The sequence below is a fragment of the Candidatus Terasakiella magnetica genome (assembly GCF_900093605.1).
Classification (GTDB): Bacteria; Pseudomonadota; Alphaproteobacteria; order Rhodospirillales; family Terasakiellaceae; genus Terasakiella; species Terasakiella magnetica.
The window spans coordinates 332,390-350,475 of the sequence record NZ_FLYE01000012.1; the positions used below are offsets into that span (position 1 = coordinate 332,390).

14 protein-coding genes are annotated in these 18,086 nt (G+C 46.8%); 12 read left to right on the top strand and 2 right to left on the bottom strand.

The genetic code is table 11. From position 1 onward, the window contains the following. Positions 1-75: 75 nt before the first annotated feature. Positions 76-1,296, bottom strand: a complete 1,221-nt coding sequence (locus tag MTBPR1_RS08465) for an argininosuccinate synthase (protein ID WP_069188569.1) — start codon at positions 1,294-1,296, stop codon at positions 76-78. A gap of 162 nt (positions 1,297-1,458) precedes the next feature. On the opposite strand from MTBPR1_RS08465, the gene MTBPR1_RS08470 reads away from it, so the two are divergent. The 5 genes from MTBPR1_RS08470 to MTBPR1_RS08490 all read left to right on the top strand — a co-directional run bounded on the left by MTBPR1_RS08470 (position 1,459) and on the right by MTBPR1_RS08490 (position 6,674). Next, on the top strand, positions 1,459-3,546 hold the full coding sequence (locus MTBPR1_RS08470; RefSeq protein ID WP_069188570.1) for an EAL domain-containing protein: 2,088 nt from the start codon (positions 1,459-1,461) through the stop codon (positions 3,544-3,546). A gap of 163 nt (positions 3,547-3,709) precedes the next feature. Further along, complete coding sequence (gene dapB / locus MTBPR1_RS08475; RefSeq protein WP_069188571.1) at positions 3,710-4,513, top strand: 4-hydroxy-tetrahydrodipicolinate reductase; 804 nt, start codon at positions 3,710-3,712, stop codon at positions 4,511-4,513. 46 nt (positions 4,514-4,559) lie between these two features. Next, the gene (nth, locus tag MTBPR1_RS08480; RefSeq protein ID WP_069188572.1) at positions 4,560-5,192 is read left to right on the top strand and encodes an endonuclease III; all 633 of its coding nucleotides are present in this window, start codon (positions 4,560-4,562) and stop codon (positions 5,190-5,192) included. A gap of 43 nt (positions 5,193-5,235) precedes the next feature. Next, the gene (locus tag MTBPR1_RS08485; RefSeq protein ID WP_069188573.1) at positions 5,236-6,099 is read left to right on the top strand and encodes a TIGR02285 family protein; all 864 of its coding nucleotides are present in this window, start codon (positions 5,236-5,238) and stop codon (positions 6,097-6,099) included. A 62-nt stretch (positions 6,100-6,161) separates the two neighbouring features. Next, positions 6,162-6,674 carry an aminoacyl-tRNA deacylase gene (locus tag MTBPR1_RS08490; protein ID WP_069188574.1) on the top strand — a complete coding sequence of 171 codons (513 nt, stop codon included), beginning with the start codon at positions 6,162-6,164 and terminating at the stop codon, positions 6,672-6,674. 71 nt (positions 6,675-6,745) lie between these two features. On the opposite strand, the gene MTBPR1_RS08495 is transcribed toward MTBPR1_RS08490, so the two are convergent. Further along, the gene (locus MTBPR1_RS08495; protein WP_083222986.1) at positions 6,746-8,719 is read right to left on the bottom strand and encodes a protein meaA; all 1,974 of its coding nucleotides are present in this window, start codon (positions 8,717-8,719) and stop codon (positions 6,746-6,748) included. A gap of 303 nt (positions 8,720-9,022) precedes the next feature. On the opposite strand from MTBPR1_RS08495, the gene ccrA reads away from it, so the two are divergent. From ccrA to MTBPR1_RS08530, 7 genes are all read left to right on the top strand, one after another. Beyond that, positions 9,023-10,291 carry a crotonyl-CoA carboxylase/reductase gene (ccrA, locus tag MTBPR1_RS08500; protein WP_069188575.1) on the top strand — a complete coding sequence of 423 codons (1,269 nt, stop codon included), beginning with the start codon at positions 9,023-9,025 and terminating at the stop codon, positions 10,289-10,291. A gap of 95 nt (positions 10,292-10,386) precedes the next feature. Further along, positions 10,387-12,048: an acyl-CoA dehydrogenase family protein gene (locus MTBPR1_RS08505; RefSeq protein ID WP_069188576.1), complete on the top strand. Its 1,662-nt coding sequence runs from the start codon at positions 10,387-10,389 to the stop codon at positions 12,046-12,048. A gap of 346 nt (positions 12,049-12,394) precedes the next feature. Beyond that, a complete protein-coding gene (locus MTBPR1_RS08510; protein ID WP_069188577.1) occupies positions 12,395-14,542 on the top strand; it encodes a sensor domain-containing diguanylate cyclase in 2,148 nt (715 codons plus the stop codon). Between the two features lie 130 nt (positions 14,543-14,672). After that, a complete protein-coding gene (locus MTBPR1_RS08515; RefSeq protein ID WP_069188578.1) occupies positions 14,673-15,236 on the top strand; it encodes a cob(I)yrinic acid a,c-diamide adenosyltransferase in 564 nt (187 codons plus the stop codon). A 179-nt stretch (positions 15,237-15,415) separates the two neighbouring features. Continuing rightward, a complete protein-coding gene (locus MTBPR1_RS08520) occupies positions 15,416-16,165 on the top strand; it encodes an electron transfer flavoprotein subunit beta/FixA family protein (RefSeq protein ID WP_069188579.1) in 750 nt (249 codons plus the stop codon). Between the two features lies 1 nt (position 16,166). Then, a complete protein-coding gene (locus MTBPR1_RS08525; protein ID WP_069188580.1) occupies positions 16,167-17,096 on the top strand; it encodes an electron transfer flavoprotein subunit alpha/FixB family protein in 930 nt (309 codons plus the stop codon). Between the two features lie 57 nt (positions 17,097-17,153). Continuing rightward, positions 17,154-18,035 carry a 3-hydroxybutyryl-CoA dehydrogenase gene (locus MTBPR1_RS08530; RefSeq protein WP_069188581.1) on the top strand — a complete coding sequence of 294 codons (882 nt, stop codon included), beginning with the start codon at positions 17,154-17,156 and terminating at the stop codon, positions 18,033-18,035. The last annotated feature ends 51 nt before the right edge of the window (positions 18,036-18,086 follow it).

The following is an 18,086-nucleotide window of genomic DNA, read 5'->3' on the forward strand; positions in this document are numbered from 1 at the left end:
TCTACTAGATTGTAAAGAAAAAGGGGAGCTCAATAGCACCCCTTTTCCTCAAAAACCATTTTTTAAAGCTTTGTTTTAGCCGACATGACCCATGTCTGGCTTAACCGCAGCCATACGCAAGCGCAGGGCGTTGAGCTTGATGAAGCCTTCAGCATCGCGTTGATCGTATACTTCATCTTCTTCAAAGGTGACATGTTCTTCAGAATATAAAGAGACGTCTGATTTACGGCCCACAACAATGACATTGCCTTTATAAAGCTTAAGGCGAACCACACCGGATACATTTTCCTGTGTGGAATCGATCAAGGCCTGAAGGGCAGCGCGCTCTGGCGACCACCAGAAACCGTTATAGATTAGCTCAGCATAACGTGGCATCAGCTCATCTTTAAGGTGGCCTGCGTTACGGTCAAGCGTGATGGATTCCATTGCGCGGTGGGCTGTTAACATAATGGTGCCGCCCGGTGTTTCATAAACACCGCGTGATTTCATACCGACAAAACGGTTCTCAACCAGATCAAGGCGACCAATGCCGTTCTTGCCAGCCAGATCGTTCAGCGCTGTCAACATGTCAGCAGGTGAAAGTTTTTTACCATCAAGCTTAACCGGATCACCTTTTTCATATTCGATCTCGATATATGTTGGTGTGTCTGGTGCGGCTTCTGGGGCAATGGTGCGCAAGAACATGCTTTCTTCATACTCAGACCATGGGTCTTCCAGTGCCTTACCTTCATAAGAAATGTGAAGCAGGTTAGCATCCATGGAATAAGGCGCTTCACCAAATTTGTCTTTTGGAACCGGAATTTGGTGATGCTGGGCATATTCGATTAATTTTGTGCGAGAATTCAAATCCCACTCACGCCAAGGTGCAATCACCTTGATATCTGGCTGAAGACCGTAATAGCCAAGCTCGAAACGAACCTGATCGTTACCTTTACCAGTGGCCCCGTGAGAAACCGCATCAGCGCCAACTTCACGTGCAATTTCAATTTGACGTTTGGCAATCAATGGGCGGGCAATGGAGGTACCCAGAAGGTAAACACCTTCATAAACCGCATTGGCACGAAACATTGGGAAGACATAATCACGAACGAATTCTTCGCGCAGGTCATCAATGAAGATTTCCTTGATGCCGAGCAGTTCGGCTTTTTTGCGTGCAGGTTCTACTTCTTCACCCTGACCGATGTCCGCTGTGAAGGTCACAACTTCGCAGTTATATGTGTCTTGTAGCCATTTAAGAATAATGGATGTGTCTAAACCGCCAGAATAGGCTAGCACTACTTTTTTAATGTCACTCATATCAAACCCGCCTTGAAAAATGCGTCCGTTAAATTTGCGCGAGAAAATAGGGCAAATGCCCGATAAGAGCAAGGTTTATTGATACGGTGTTTTGCGTATCGCTTTGTGAAGAACTATAGGTTACAGTGTCGCCGTGCTCATAAAAAGCCGGGAAACGGGAAAATGGACGAGAAACTACTGCAAGATGCGGCACCAGCAATTCTGGAAGCCAGCAGCGAAGCGATTATTACAATTGATTATGACGGCAATATTAAAGGCTGTAATAATCAGTTCCTCTTTTTGCTTGGGCTTAAAGAAGAGCATGAGCTTAAATGTAACATCAATGATCTCTTTCAAGAGTTTGATTTTACGACATTTGAAGCTGATGCCATCGATACCTTTATTCCAACGAAGCTGACCAAGCTCAATGGGACAAGCTCACTTGTATTGATGAAGGTTATTCCCATTGGCCTGCACACAAACAGTTTTAAAACCATCTTAATCCAAGACCCGGAAACCATCCGGCGCATTATTGATCATCTGGATTATATTGATAGCTATGATGTGGGTTCTGGCCTGTTGAACCGTCATAAAGGTACCCTTGAATTTGACAAGCTTCAGACGAGTAATCTTTCTGGTGGGTGTTTCTTTATTAAGACGGGTCTGTCACAAAGCATTGAGAACGAAGAGCAAAAATATGGCGAGATTCTCAAACAAGTCTCGACCCATTTTAAGCCGATTGCCGCACAGGCCTTGGTCTATCGTTATTCAACAGATGAACTGGTTTTCACCTTTACGAGCGATGATCTACCCAGCCAAGAGGTGTTTAAGTCAATCATTGGGGGCATTTCCAATGACCCGTATTTGACACCTGATATTGATATCTCCATTGCCTATAAGCAATGGTCAGGCGCAAAAGAAGGTGTCGATTCTATTATCAGTTCGCTTCATCGTCATTTACGCAAATTAGATGACCCGAAACTGGTGAATGATTTTGGCAAGAAAACCGAACCGGGCAAACGTCATTCTTATTTGCAGAGCCTTGAAAAAGCCCTTGAAGATGGAGAACTTGATTTCTTCATTCAACCACAAATCAGTTCGGAAAATCGTCATGTGGCGGGTGGGGAACTTCTCATTCGCTGGATTCCACCCAAAGGCGAGATGATCCAGCCTTCCCAGTTTGTTGATTATTTGGAGCATGGCGAGTTTGGTAAAACCTTCCTGAATTGGTCGATTAATCGCTCTGCTGAAATTCTCGTGCGCCTGAAAGAAGAACTCGGTGATTTTGTGCCGATTTCCTTAAATGTAGCCTCTAGCTATTTCTCAGAAGAATTGCTTGTCCAGCCGCTTGTGAAATGCATGAGCAATTACGATATTCCGTTTGAAAATCTGGAAATTGAGATTACCGAACGGGTGTTGGCAGAAAACCCTAAAGAGGTGATGAGAACCCTGAGCCATCTGCGCGAAAAAGGCTTCCCCGCTGCCATTGATGATTTTGGGACGGGCTATTCCAGCTTGTCATATTTGCGCAAATTCCCGTTAGATCGTCTCAAGATTGATCGCGTTTTTGTGACCAATTTGGCAGAAAATGAAGAAGATCGCCTTATTGCAGTCGCCATTGCCTCGCTTGCCCATGTGTTGGGTCTGGAAATTGTGGCCGAAGGGGTGGAAACCAATACTCAAGGTTCCTTCTTAAAGAATATCGGCTGTGAGTATTTCCAAGGTTATCTCACCGGTAAACCCATGAGTGTGGATGATTTCATCAGTTTTTATCGCCAAAACGAGAAAAACTTGGATGAACATAGCTGGTCTGATGAATATATCGAAGATACCAAGGTTAATTCCAAACATCGCAAGGTGACTTGGAAGAAGAGTTTCTCAACGGATGTGGTTTCTATTGATAATGAACACCGCGATTTGATTGATTTGCTCAATAAAGCGGCGCAAACCTATCAGGAAGACCCCGAGTCACTGGATTTATGCGAGACGTTTGATTTGATTGGGGCTGAAACCCTGAAACATTTTGATCATGAAGAAAATGTCATGCGCAACATGGGCTATCCACGTTATGAAATGCATAAAGATAAGCATAAATGGCTCATCGCTGACCTTTCCAAACGCAAAGCCGAGATTCTCAAAAATCCTGACAGCACCAACTTTGATGAAGTGCTGCAATATCTCAAATACTGGCTCTTGCGTCATTTGATCAGTGAAGACACCCATATCCTGCGCTATCTCAATAAATCCAACTTCGAGCGCCGCATTCCGTAAATTGAGCACAATTGTCATACTGGACTTGATCCAGTATCCACACAAACTCATATTAGATTCTGCCTTTCCTCAGAAGGACAGGGTTTGATTTTTTTCCACTTTTCTAAAAAGCTATGATAGGTTCCCCACAAAAGTAATCACCCTATTATGTTGGGAGCAAAAAATGAAAATCGGTATTGTTGGTTGTGCGGGTCGTATGGGTCGTATGTTGGTGCAGGCTGTTGTTAATCAGGACGGGGCAGAGCTTGCTGGCGGCACTGAGATGGAAAGCTCGCCTTTTATTGGGCATGACCCGGCTGTTGTGGCTGGTGAAGTACCATGTGGTGCTTCTATTACCTCTGATGCGGATAAGCTTTTTGCCGATTGTGATGCGGTGATTGATTTTACCATTCCCGCAGCCACGGTTGAGCATGCCAAGCTGGCGGCTAAACACAACACCAACCTTGTCATCGGGACCACGGGCTTAAGTGCGGATGATCAGGCGATCATTGCTGAGGCGGCAAAGTCGGTTACCATCATTCAGGCACCCAACATGAGCCTTGGGGTGAACCTTGCTTTTGCGGTGACTGAAAAAGTTGCTTCTATGCTTAATGATGAGTGGGATATCGAGGTTGTGGAAATGCACCACAAACATAAAGTCGATGCCCCTTCAGGTACAGCCCTTGGTTTGGGCCGCGCAGCAGCTGCTGGGCGCAAAGTGAACTTGGATGAGGTCGCTGATAAAGTGCGCGATGGTCATACCGGGGAGCGCAAAAAAGGTGATATCGGTTTTGCTACCTTGCGCGGTGGTGACGTTGTGGGTGATCATACGGTCATTTTTGCCATTGAGGGCGAGCGTTTTGAAATTACCCATAAAGCATCCAGCCGAGTGATCTTTGCACGCGGTGCGGTCACAGGTGCCTTGTGGACAGGGAAAGCCGATGCAGGTCTGTTTGATATGCAAGATGTGTTGGGCCTGAAAGAGTAACTCATGTTTGCTATGCTTTGGTCTGGCAAAACACAGGAGTGTGAACATGAAAAAAGCTGATCGTGAAGAGCTATTTCGCCGCTTTGAAGAAGATAACCCTGAGCCAGAGGGCGAGCTTGATTACACCAATGTCTATACGTTGCTGGTGGCGGTCGCGCTTTCTGCTCAGGCAACAGATGTTGGGGTGAATAAAGCGACGAAAAAGCTTTTTCAGATTGTCTCAACCCCGCAAGATATGCTGGATTTGGGCGAGCCTCAGCTGAAGGACCATATCAAGACCATCGGGCTTTATAATTCTAAAGCCAAGAATGTGATGAAAGCTGCGCAAATGCTGGTTGATCTTCATGACGGTGTTGTGCCCAATGATCAAAAAGCACTTGAGGCTTTACCCGGTGTGGGGCGCAAAACAGCCAATGTGGTGCGCAACCTTGCCTGGGGGGAACATACCATGGCGGTGGATACTCATATTTTCCGTCTGGGTAATCGCACCGGATTGGCAAAAGGCAAAACGGTTTTAGAGGTCGAGAAAAAACTCATGAAGGCCGTGCCGATACAATATATGCTGCATGCCCATCATTGGTTGATTTTGCATGGTAGATATATTTGTAAGGCGAGAAAGCCAGAGTGTGCCAAATGTATCATTTATGATTTATGCTCCTATAAAGCGAAAACCGTTTAAATAATTATTTTCCAGACACATTAATTTTATGTAAGATATTGGTATGACCGATATGATTTTACATAGACTGAAAAGCATGGCTGTGGGGGCGTTAGCCTTTGCACTGCTTTTTTGTGTGAGCGTTCAGGTTTTTGCCAAAGAAACCATTATTTGGACGCAGAATGATTTCATTCCATTTTATATCAAGGATGGGCCTCATAAGGGGCAGGGGATTTCAGATAAATTAACGATGTTTTTCTCTAAACATCTGCCTGACTATACCCATAAACAGGAACATATGAATTTCCCGCGTTTTTTTGCGTTGGCTAAACGGGGCGAACTGGTATGTAATCCTTTGCTGCTTAAAACGGCTGAGCGTGAAGAAATTCTGAGTTATTCACAGGCGTTCAAGCCTGCTTATGCCCATATCATGGTCAGCAGCCATCCGATTGACTATCCCAAAGAGGGCATCTCTTTAGAAGAATTTCTTAAAAACGATCCTCATCCCATGATCGTGCAGACTAAGCGTTCCTATGGGCCGGTTCTGGATCGGGTGATTAAAGAAGGTGTGCAACAGGGGCGTATTCGAACTGAGAGTTATCCAACCAAACAGCTGTTTGTTATGTTGGAAAAAAACCGCATTCACCATTTTGTTGATATCGAAAATAGTGTGACTTTTTACAACACCGAACATCATGGTGAGAAAAAGCTCTATCGTATCCCGCTAAAAGAAGATCGTCTTGATCGGTTTGGTTATGCGGTATGTTCAAAAACACCCGCAGGCAAAAAGCTTATCGCGCGTATTAATGAGATCCTCAAGCGGGAAGGCGACAGCCAAGAATTTCGTGATATTTTAGAAAGCTGGATGGCGACGGAAAACCTCATGCGTTTTCGTGAATTCTATTATCGCGAAGTCCTCCAAAAATAAGCCATTCTGTGCTATAATAGCCCTGTAAAGATACACTCACTTACATATACAGGAGGTGTATTATGGGCATTTCAATCACATTGGAGCAATTCCTTGATACCAACAGCGTTTCCTACGATACGCTGACACACGAGCTGACTGCAACTGCCTCACAAACAGCAGAAGCCGCCCATATTCCGGGCGCGCGTCTCATTAAAGCTGTTGTTGTGAAAGCTGATGAACGTTTCATCTTGGCGCTGCTGCCTGCGTCTCATCATCTCAATCTTGATATGTTGAAAGACACTTTGCTTGAACCTGTCACACTGGCAAAAGAAGAAGAATTTACAGACTTCTTTAAAGACTGCGAAACAGGGGCCGTTCCCGCGCTGGGTATGGCCTATGATATGGATGTTGTCGTTGACAGCACCATTGCAGATGTTGGTGATGTCATGTTTGAAGCAGGCGATCATGAGACCCTTGTGCGCATGCAGGCTGAAGATTTTGAAAGCCTTGTTCACACGGCCACCCATGGATATTTCTCACGCTATGATAAACATCCTGAAAAACGCGGTGGTTTTCGCTTTTCCCACAGCTAGGATCAGAGACAAAAAAACGCCCTACCTTGAAATCAGGTAGGGCGTTTTTTCTTGTCTGAAGTTCAGCGCTTTTAAGCTGCTTCTGTCTCTTCAACCAGATTAGCAATATCAGCCATGATGGCGTTGATTTCGTAATCTTTTGGCGTATAGATACGCGACACACCAGCCTTGACCAGAACTTCTTCGTCCTCAGGTGGAATGATGCCGCCCACAACCAATGGAATATCATTGATCTCGGCTTCTTTCATGCGATCAAGCACTTCCGTCACCAGTGGAATGTGAGAACCCGACAGGATGGAGAGACCGATCACATGCACACCTTCTTCTAGGGCTGCATTTACGATTTGTGCAGGGGTTAGGCGGATGCCTTCATATACCACTTCCATACCGGCATCACGGGCACGAACGGCAATCTGTTCAGCACCGTTTGAGTGACCATCAAGACCGGGTTTACCCACAAGCATTTTAACGCGGCGGCCCATTTTATCAGACAGGGCATCAACCTTGGTGCGCACGTCTGCGAGTTGGTCGCCATGTTTGGCACTTGAGGCCCCGCCAACACCTGTTGGGGCGCGGTATTCACCAAACACTTCACGAAGCGCTGTACCCCACTCACCCGTTGTGACACCTGCGTGCGCAGCCGCAATGGAAGGTTCCATAATATTGCGGCCTTCTTTAGCAGCAGATTTCAGCTCTTCAAGGGCGGCATCGGCCTTGGCACTATCGCGTTGATCTCGCCATGCTTTTAAACGTTCGATTTGCTCAGCTTCAGCGGCTGGATCAACCGTTAGGATGGCACCATCGCCTGCTGTTAGTGGGCTGTCTTCACCTTCTGCAAATTTATTTACACCCACAACGGTCTGCTCACCTGCTTCAATGGCAGCCAAGCGTGTGGCGTTGGATTCTACAAGCTTCTGTTTCATATAGCCTGTTTCAACAGCTGGGATAGAGCCACCCATTTCATCAATGCGTGCAAGCTCATCACGTGCGCCTTCTTTAAGTTCTTCAACTTTGCGCGTGACTTCAGCAGAGCCATCAAACAGATCGCCATATTCTAAAAGGTCTGTCTCATAAGCCATGATCTGCTGTAGGCGCAGTGACCATTGCTGATCCCATGGGCGCGGCAGGCCAAGGGCTTCGTTCCAAGCCGGCAGTTGAACCGCGCGCGCGCGGGCATTTTTAGACAGGGTCACAGCCAACATTTCAAGCAAGATACGATAAACGTTGTTTTCTGGCTGTTGTTCGGTCAGGCCCAAAGAGTTGACCTGTACGCCGTAGCGGAAACGACGGTATTTTTCTTCCTCAACACCGTAGCGCTCACGGCAAATTTCGTCCCACAGCTCGGTGAAGGCACGCATCTTACAAATCTCGGTTACGAATCGGATGCCCGCGTTCACGAAGAAGGAAATACGACCCACTACTCTTGGGAAATCTTCATCAGGGACTTGACCAGAGGCTTTTAGGGAATCGAGAACGGCAATACCTGTTGCCAAGGCATAGGCCAGTTCTTGTTCTGGCGTCGCGCCTGCTTCTTGTAAGTGATAAGAACAAACATTCATCGGGTTCCATTTTGGGATTTCACGATAGGTGAAGGCCGCAATGTCTGTAATCAGCTTCAGGCTCGGCTCAGGCGGGAAGATATAAGTCCCGCGCGATAGATATTCTTTAATGATGTCGTTCTGAGTTGTCCCGGCAAGCTCGTTACGTGCTGCACCTTGGCGCTCAGCGGTCGCAATATAAAGCGCAAGCTGCCAAGCTGCCGGGGCATTAATGGTCATGGAGGTGTTCATCTTGTTTAACGGAATTTCGTTAAACAGTGTTTCCATATCCCCAAGATGCGAAATAGGAACGCCTACTTTACCAACTTCACCGCGCGAGAGTACATGATCAGAGTCATAACCCGTCTGTGTTGGCAAATCAAAAGCAACAGACAGACCCGTTTGACCACGGCCTAGGTTGGTACGAAACAGTTTGTTTGTTTCAACTGCTGAACTGTGACCTGAATAAGTCCGAAACAGCCATGGGCGATCTTTTTGTACAGTCATCTCAAACGCTCCTAAAGCGGTAATAAAATTACATGTAATGATTCTCAAAAGGTATGATTATTTCAGAAATGAATCATCAATTGGCGATAATCTACCACTATGTGCATCGCAAAAAAAGCCCGAAATCGCGCTCAAACTAAGATTTTTTTTCAACAAGTTGCATATGTAACCTTTATTTTGTGCGCAGATGCAAAAAAAGCTTGTCTCATCGTCAAAATGGTGTAGACCAGATATCAAAGAAATCGTCGATTAGGTCATCGACAGTTGGAAACATTTTTTGAAAGCCAAGGGAGTATCCCAATTATGAGTTACCTCGCCGAAGTTACAGCGAATCAAGAAAAGAAAGACCTTTATGAGATTGGTGAAGTGCCACCTCTGGGTCACGTACCTGCAAAAATGTACGCTTGGGCCATCCGTCGTGAACGCCACGGCAACCCAGATACAGCGATGCAGTGCGAAGTCGTTGAAACGCCAAAACTAGATAGCCACGAAGCGCTTGTTTACGTTATGGCTGCTGGTGTGAACTACAACGGTGTTTGGGCTTCTTTGGGTAAGCCGATTTCTGTATTTGACGTTCACAACGAAGATTACCACATTGCGGGTTCTGATGCGTCTGGCATCATCTGGGCTGTTGGTGACAAAGTGAACTTGTGGAAAGTGGGTGACGAAGTTGTTGTTCACTGTAACCAGGATGATGGCGATGATGAAGAATGTAACGGTGGCGACCCTATGTTCTCTAAATCCAACCGTATCTGGGGTTACGAAACACCTGACGGTTCTTTTGCACAATTCTGTCGCGTTCAAGCACAACAATTGATGGAACGTCCTAAGCATTTGTCTTGGGAAGAATCAGCTTGTTACACGCTGACATTGGCAACCGCTTATCGTATGCTATTTGGTCACCGTCCACACATCTTGCGTCCAGGCCATAACGTATTGGTTTGGGGTGCATCTGGTGGTCTTGGTTCCTTTGCGGTTCAGCTTTGTGCTGTTGCAGGTGCCAATGCAATTGGTGTGATCTCTGATGAAACAAAGCGTGATTTCGTTATGGGCTTGGGCGCTAAGGGCGTTCTTAACCGTAAAGACTTCAATTGCTGGGGCCAATTGCCAGAAGTAAACGGCGACGGTTTCAACGATTACATGAAAGAAACTCGTAAATTTGGTAAAGCCATCTGGGAAATCACAGGTAAAGGCAACGATGTTGACTTTGTATTTGAACACCCGGGTGAAATGACATTCCCTGTATCTTGTAACGTTGTAAAACGTGGCGGTATGGTTGTCTTCTGTGCGGGTACATCTGGTTTCAACCTGACAATGGATGCCCGTTTTGTCTGGATGCGCCAAAAACGTATTCAGGGTTCTCACTTTGCCAACTTGAAGCAAGCTTCACAAGCCAACAAACTTGTTGTTGAGCGTCGCATTGACCCATGTATGTCTGAAGTCTTCCCATGGGCTGACATTCCAGAAGCACACATGAAGATGCTTGCAAACAAACACCTTCCAGGCAACATGGCTGTTTTGGTTAATGCTAAAACAACTGGCCTTAAAACACTGGAAGAAAACCTCGATTAAGAGGTTCTTACCCAAGAATTGTCATCCCGCATTCTGTAAAGTGCGGGATGACGTTTTGGGCACCCTGTCATTGAAATTAATAAAAGGACCGATCCATGAGCGATCTTATCCTCTCTGATCTTTTGCCTTCTGCTGGTCGCGCTGTTGAAGCTGCTGACGTCTTGTTGGAAAAAGCCAAAGATGCTGTTTCTGAAAAAGTCATGGTTGATGGCCGTGTCAATTCTGCCAAACTTGAAGCAGAGCAAACAGCCGCTCACGGTTTGTCCTGGATGGCAACCTATGTTGAATCCCTGCGTCAAATGCACAAATGGGGTGAGAAGCTAACTGAAGAAGGTAGCTTTGGTGAGTTTGAACAATTGATCCTGCAATGCGCCTTTGGTGAATATTGCACACAGTTGACTCACGGCATTGCCATTTCACAAGTAGAAATTATCCGTCCCCATGATATGGGCCTGACATCTGCGGATTGTCACGCCTACATGAAAGACGATGTAAAACGCTTTAAATATGAAGGCAACACACCAGCTGTTCGCCGCAAAATTGCTGAATATGCCAAAGACGGTCTGGAAACAGGGTCCTTTGGGACAACAGGTCTGGACGAAGAACTGGAAATGATCCGTGATCAGTTCCGTCGCTTTGTTGACGAGCAAGTTATTGAAGAAGCCCATAAATGGCATGAAAAAGACGAACTCATTCCCCTTGAGATCGTTGAAGCGGTTGCTGAAATGGGTGTCTTTGGTCTGACTATTCCTGAGGAATATGGCGGGCTTGGCATGGGCAAAACAGCCATGTGTGTTGTGACAGAAGAATTGTCACGCGGCTATATCGGTGTGGGTTCCCTTGGCACACGTAACGAAATCGCCGGTGAGTTGATCCGCTTGGGCGGTACAGAAGAGCAAAAAGAGAAATATCTCCCGATGATCTCTTCTGGTGAAATTCTGCCAACAGCTGTTTTCACAGAGCCAAACACAGGTTCTGACCTTGGTTCGCTTAAAACACGTGCGGTTTTAGAAAATGGTACATGGAAAGTGACAGGCAATAAAACCTGGATCACCCATGCATCGCGTTCTGATTTGATGACCTTGCTCGTGCGTACCAACCCGGATGAAAAAGGCTATAAAGGTCTGTCTATGTTGTTGGCTGAAAAACCACGTGGCACAGAAGAAGATGCTTTCCCGGCTGAAGGTATGGACGGCGGCGAAATCGAGGTTCTCGGTTATCGTGGCATGAAAGAATATGAATTGGCATTTGACGGTTTTGAAGTACCAGAAGGTCAATTGCTCGGCGGTGAAGAAGGCCAAGGCTTTAAACAGCTGATGGAAACCTTTGAATCTGCACGTATCCAAACTGCTGCGCGCGCCTCTGGTGTGGCGACATCGGCGATGGAACTGGGCATTCGTTACGCAACAGAGCGTGTTCAATTTGGTAAGCCGATTTTCGAATTCCCACGTGTTCACGCCAAAATCGCTTGGATGACGGTTGAAACCATGATCGCGCGTCAGTTGACCTACTTCTCTGGTTGGGAAAAAGATCACGATGTACGTTGTGACATCGAAGCCGGTATGGCGAAATTGTTGGCAGCACGTGTGGCTTGGTCAAATGCGGATAACGCATTGCAAATCCACGGCGGTAACGGTTATGCGACGGAATATCCGATCTCTCGCGTTTTGTGTGACTCACGTATCCTCAATGTCTTTGAAGGTGCCGCTGAGATCCAAGCAGGCGTGATTGCACGTGGTCTTTTGACACGTCGTTAAGGTTTTCACGATAAGCCTTATCCTTCCCTCTCCTTTTTTGGGGTAAGGCTGGCCGTGAACTGGCGCAAGATAAGCGATTTTAGGATTCTGCCATCTGCTTATCTAGTTTTGCGCCCTCCAATGGGGGTTTCCTCAAAGGAAAAGGCAGACAGCGAAGCCGACTTGATCCCCTTTCCCTTTATTGGGAGAGGGGATTTTTTATGTGTTGAAATAATAGTATCTCACGTACTTTAAGGTGTTCATCACAAAGTATTACACACAAAAATGTTACTATCGTGCGCAATTATTCAGTGTTAACCTCGCCTTAAAATTAAAAACACTTATCTTAGTAAGTTAGGCGCAGCTTATGGATTTCGAAGCCCTTGTCGGGCGGGCCGCACAGTATAGTTCGGATATCATTCTTATTGCTGATAAGAAATCCGAGGAATGCGAGGCTCTTAATATACTCTATGGGAATCCGGCTTTTTGGCGCGAGATTGGTTGTAGTGCGCAAAATGTTGCCCAATGTGGTTGTCATATTAAACTCAGCCAACCTGATTTTAGCAATCATGCCTTATTAAGTGTGAGTGATGGCTGTCAGGTCTGCACGACTTTTCGTGTCAGCCTGACTGCTTTACCTGAAGAAGAAACGGGTCAAACCAATTGCTATATGCTGGTTGGGCGTCCCAGTGGGGCAAGTCTGTCAGAAGGGCGTGAACAGCTTTATAGTGATATTGCGCGAAAGTTTATTGAACGTCCTGCTGATGAGGCTGCCAGTGCAGCGGTGCGTGCAGCAGGTTTATATTTTGATGTTGAAGCAGCTTATGCTGCGCGTTTGGACCTGACCAGCAAAGTGATGGATTTTCGCTATCACTGGACAAAAATGGAGCCCGCTTCCCAAACGCAACAGGTCCCACAAAAACAAACCATTTGTGACTGGGTTCTTAAACAGCTCCAGAAAAATGAAGTTGTCCAGATCAATGATTTGGCGAGTTTACCCAAAGAGGATCTACACCTTTGCACCACCTTGAGTGAAAGCGGCACAAAGGCCTGCATTATGGTGCCTGTGTTATTGTCAAAAAAAACCATCTGGTTTATTGGCATTCATTGTATGAGCACCACACGCCACTGGAACAAAGAAGATGTGGATACGTTTAAGGTAGTCGGTGATCTTTTAGGCAATGCTTTTACCCAGAATGAGATCGCCTGGTCCTTAAAAGAAAGCGAACGTCGTTTTAGTGATGTCAGTGCAAATATTCCCGGTGTGGTCTATCAAATGCGCCGCAATAAGGATGGCCAAAATTATCTTAGTTATATCAGCCAAGGTGTGCGTGAGCTCACCGGTTGGGGGCCTGCCAGCATGTTGTCAAAACCTGAATTGCTTGAAGAGATGGTTTTGCGTCAAGACCGTGGACGTTTTCGCGAGGCCATAGATAAGGCGGGCTTGGATTTTGCCAGCTGGTCCAGTGATGTGCGCCTTCAACACCGTGATGGGACAACCATCAAATGGGTGCGATCAAGCGGGCGTACCCATCGCGGCTCAAACGGAGATACGGTCTGGAATGGTCTGTTGTTGGATATTTCAGACCATCATCATGCAGAAGAAACCATGCGTGTTTCAGAAGAACGCCTGCGCCGCATTTTGGGAACAAGTCCGATTTCTATCGGCATTAGCGATGTGAAAACCTTTAAGATTCTCTTTGCCAATAAACGTCTGGCAGAGATGTTTCACCTAACGCGTAACGACGTTATCGGTTTTGATACACGTAAATTTTACAGCAATGCAAAATACCACCGCCAACATTGGGTGGAGACACGACGCGGCAAAACCCTTGATAATGTGGAAATAGAATGTCTGCGCTCAGATGGCACTCCTTTTTGGGCACAGATTACCACCCGTCAAATTGAATATGGCGGACGCGAAGCCATTTTATGGTGGGCCTTTGATATAACCGATCATAAAAAATCCCGCGAAGCCCTTGCCCATTTGGCCCATCACGATTCTCTTACCGGGCTTGCCAATCGTCGCTTGTTTGATGAACATTTGCGCAATGCCATTGCCCTTGCAAAGCGTAACGAAGCACCCGGTGTTCTGTTTTATTTTGATTTGGATGGGTTCAAGCCCGTGAATGACCAGCATGGGCATACATTTGGGGATTGGGTGCTTCATCAAGTGGGCCTGCGCCTGCGCACAGTTTTGCGCGATACCGATATTGGTGCGCGTCTTGGTGGGGATGAATTTGGCGTGATTGCCCATGGCATGGATGATATTCGCGCTATTGAAGCGGTCGTTCATAAGATGCAGGAGGCGATTTCCCAACCTTATGTCCAAGAGGACAAGGTTGCCCATATCGGGCTTTCCATCGGGGTTGTGCGTTTCTTTGGCACAGAAGACGATACGCGCAAAATCGTTATGTTGGCCGATAGTGCCATGTATAAAGCCAAACAGGCGGGTAAAGGCAGTTATCGTTTAATCAACATGCCAAGCTGTGATGTCCAAAAGGCCCTGTCTTAAAAAGCGGGTCCATGGGGTCAAAAAGACATTTCCTTCACAATTTTTTACCTCTTTAGCCTTGACGCTTTCGTGAAAAACCTCATGATTCGTCCCTCGCACTTTTGCATATGGAAAAAGGCTTGATTGAACCATGGTTACTTTAACCAAAATCTACACACGCGGTGGTGATAAGGGCGAGACCTCTTTGGGGGACGGAACCCGCATTGCCAAACATGACCTTCGGGTTGATGCTTATGGCTGTGTAGACGAGACAAACGCCGCAATCGGGCTTGCCCGCCTTCATACTGAAGGTGATATGGATGAGATGCTGGAACGTATCCAAAACGACCTTTTTGATTTAGGTGCCGACTTGTGCACACCTGAAGAGGGACGAAAAAGTGAAGGCGCCTTGCGCATTGTTCAAGAACAAATTGATCGCCTCGAATCGGAGATTGATGTGATGAATGAACAGCTTGAGCCCTTAACTTCTTTTGTTTTACCCGGCGGCAGTTCTGCTGCGGCCTATCTTCATTTGTGTCGCACGGTTTGTCGGCGCGCAGAAAGGCTCTGTAGTGAATTGGCTCTGCGAGACAGTATTAATCCGCTCTGTGTGCAATACCTCAACCGCTTGTCTGATCATGCTTTTGTCATGGCTCGTTTCCTCAACGATAAAGGGAAATCGGACGTTTTGTGGAAACCGGGTGCGCATCGCTAGTTCTAGGGAGGTTTTTCGCCTGTAAAACCATCCATTTCACATGGGCTTGCATTGGTTGACATTCGACCTTTCAAGGCTTATTGTGCAATGCGAAATAATTGATCGGCAAAGGGGTTTTCCCCGATGCTCATAAACAAAGCCTCAGGCGTTAACTAAACGACTTCTGAGAAAGGAATTCCATGAAGGTTCTCGTCGCAGTAAAGCGCGTAATTGATTACAACGTGAAGATCCGCGTTAAGTCGGACAACACGGGTGTTGAAACCGCAAACGTCAAAATGTCTATGAATCCATTTGACGAAATTGCAGTTGAAGAAGCTATCCGCCTTAAAGAAGCAGGTACAGCAACGGAAGTTGTTGTTGTTTCTATGGGTGAGAAAAAATGTCAGGAAACCATCCGTACCGCCTTGGCGATGGGTGCAGACCGCGGCATTTTGGTCGAAACAACTGATGAGTTGCAGCCACTGGCCGTTGCCAAGCTCCTCAAAGGTATCGTTGAAAAAGAAAGCCCGGACATGATTGTTCTGGGTAAGCAAGCGATTGACGACGACAATGGTCAAACAGGCCAGATGTTGGGTGCATTGCTTGATTGGCCACAAGGCACATTCGCTTCTAAAGTGGAAGTTGCTGAAGGTTCTGTCAACGTGACACGTGAAGTAGACGGCGGTCTGCAAACGGTTAAGCTGGCTTTGCCTGCAATCGTTACAACTGACTTGCGCTTGAACGAGCCACGTTATGCCGCCCTGCCAAACATCATGAAAGCCAAGAAAAAGCCATTGGAGACTGTCTCTCCGGCTGATTTTGGTGTTGATGTGACGCCACGTTTGAAAACCTTGAAAGTTGAAGAACCTGCTGCCCGTTCAGCCGGGATCAAGGTTGAAACCGTTACTGAGCTGGTGGACAAACTGAAAAACGAAGCGAAGGTGATATAAGATGAGCGTTCTTGTTATTGCTGAACACGACAATGCGTCCATCAAAGACGCAACGTTGAACACGGTTAGCGCTGCTAAAGAACTTGGTGACGTAACTGTTTTGGTTGCTGGCACAGGTTGTGGCGCTGCGGGTGAAGCGGCTGCTAAAATCGATGGTGTTGCCAAGGTTTTGGTTGCTGATGACGCTGCTTATGACCACCAGATGGCTGAAAATATGACCAAATTGGTTGTGTCTTTGGCAGGTGATTACGCACATATTCTGGCACCTGCAACAACAACGGGCAAAAACTTTATGCCACGTGTTGCGGCCCTTTTGGATGTTGCGCAAATTTCTGACATCACAAAGGTTGAGTCTGCTGATACATTCGTTCGCCCGATCTATGCGGGTAACGCTATGGCAACAGTCCAGTCTAGTGATGAGAAAAAAGTCATTACTGTTCGTGGTACGGCTTTTGATGCAGCCCCTGCTGAAGGTGGTTCTGCTTCTGTTGAAACAGTTGGTGCACAAGGCGATAGCGGCAAGTCCAGCTTCGTCGGTGAAGAACTCTCTGTTTCTGAGCGTCCAGAACTGACGTCTGCCAAGGTCATCATCTCTGGTGGTCGTGGTATGGCAAATGGCGAAAACTTCGCTTTGCTTGAAAAAGTTGCTGACAAACTTGGTGCGGCGATTGGTGCGTCACGCGCGGCTGTTGATGCCGGCTTCGTTCCAAACGACATGCAAGTGGGTCAAACAGGTAAGATCGTTGCGCCTGACCTCTATATCGCTGTAGGGATCTCTGGTGCTATTCAACACTTGGCGGGTATGAAAGACTCCAAAGTGATTGTGGCGATCAACAAAGATGAAGAAGCTCCTATCTTCCAAGTTGCTGATTATGGCTTGGTTGCGGATCTCTTCGATGCGGTTCCGGAATTGGAAAAAGAGCTGGGTTAAGTCCCGGCTCTTTAGCCAAACCGCTTAAACCTTAACAGACGGAAAAAAAGAGGGACCATGTCTGCAGAAATTAAAACAATCGGTGTTATTGGTGCCGGTCAAATGGGTAACGGTATCGCACATGTCGCTGCTGTTGCAGGTTATGATGTTAAACTGATCGACGTGAGTGCAGATGCACTAGACGCCGCAGTGGCAACCATCACCAAAAACTTGGTTCGCCAAGTTAAGAAAGAGAAGATCACACAAGCCGATCAAGATAAGGCCTTGGGTCATATCGAAACATCGACTGAAATGTCTGCTCTGTCTTCTGCCGATCTGGTTATTGAAGCTGCAACCGAGAATGAAGAAGTTAAAAAAGCTATCTTCCAACAGGTTTGCGCTGAAGTAAGCGATGAATGCTTGCTCGCTTCAAACACCTCTTCTATTTCCATCACACGTCTGGCGGCCTCTACAGACCGCCCAGAGCGTTTCATTGGTATGCACTTCATGAACCCGGTTCCGGTCATGAAGCTGGTTGAGCTGATCCGTGGTATTGCCACAGATGAAAGCACTTATGAAACGATTAAGACAATGACGGCACGTCTGGGCAAAACCTCTGTTTCTGCAGAAGATTTCCCGGCCTTTATCGTAAACCGTATCTTGCTGCCGATGATTAACGAAGCCGTATACACTCTTTATGAAGGTGTGGGTTCGGTTAATTCTATCGATACAGCCATGCGTTTGGGTGCTAACCACCCAATGGGTCCGCTACAACTGGCTGACTTTATTGGTCTGGATACCTGCCTTGCTATCATGAACGTTCTTCATGAAGGTCTGGCCGATACTAAATATCGCCCATGTCCATTGCTGGTTAAATATGTTGAAGCTGGCTGGCTGGGTCGCAAGACGGGCCGTGGTTTCTACGACTACAGTGGTGATGAGCCCGTGCCGACGCGCTAAGGTTCACAGATTACTTTAAGAAAAACCCCGTTAGATATGTTCTAGCGGGGT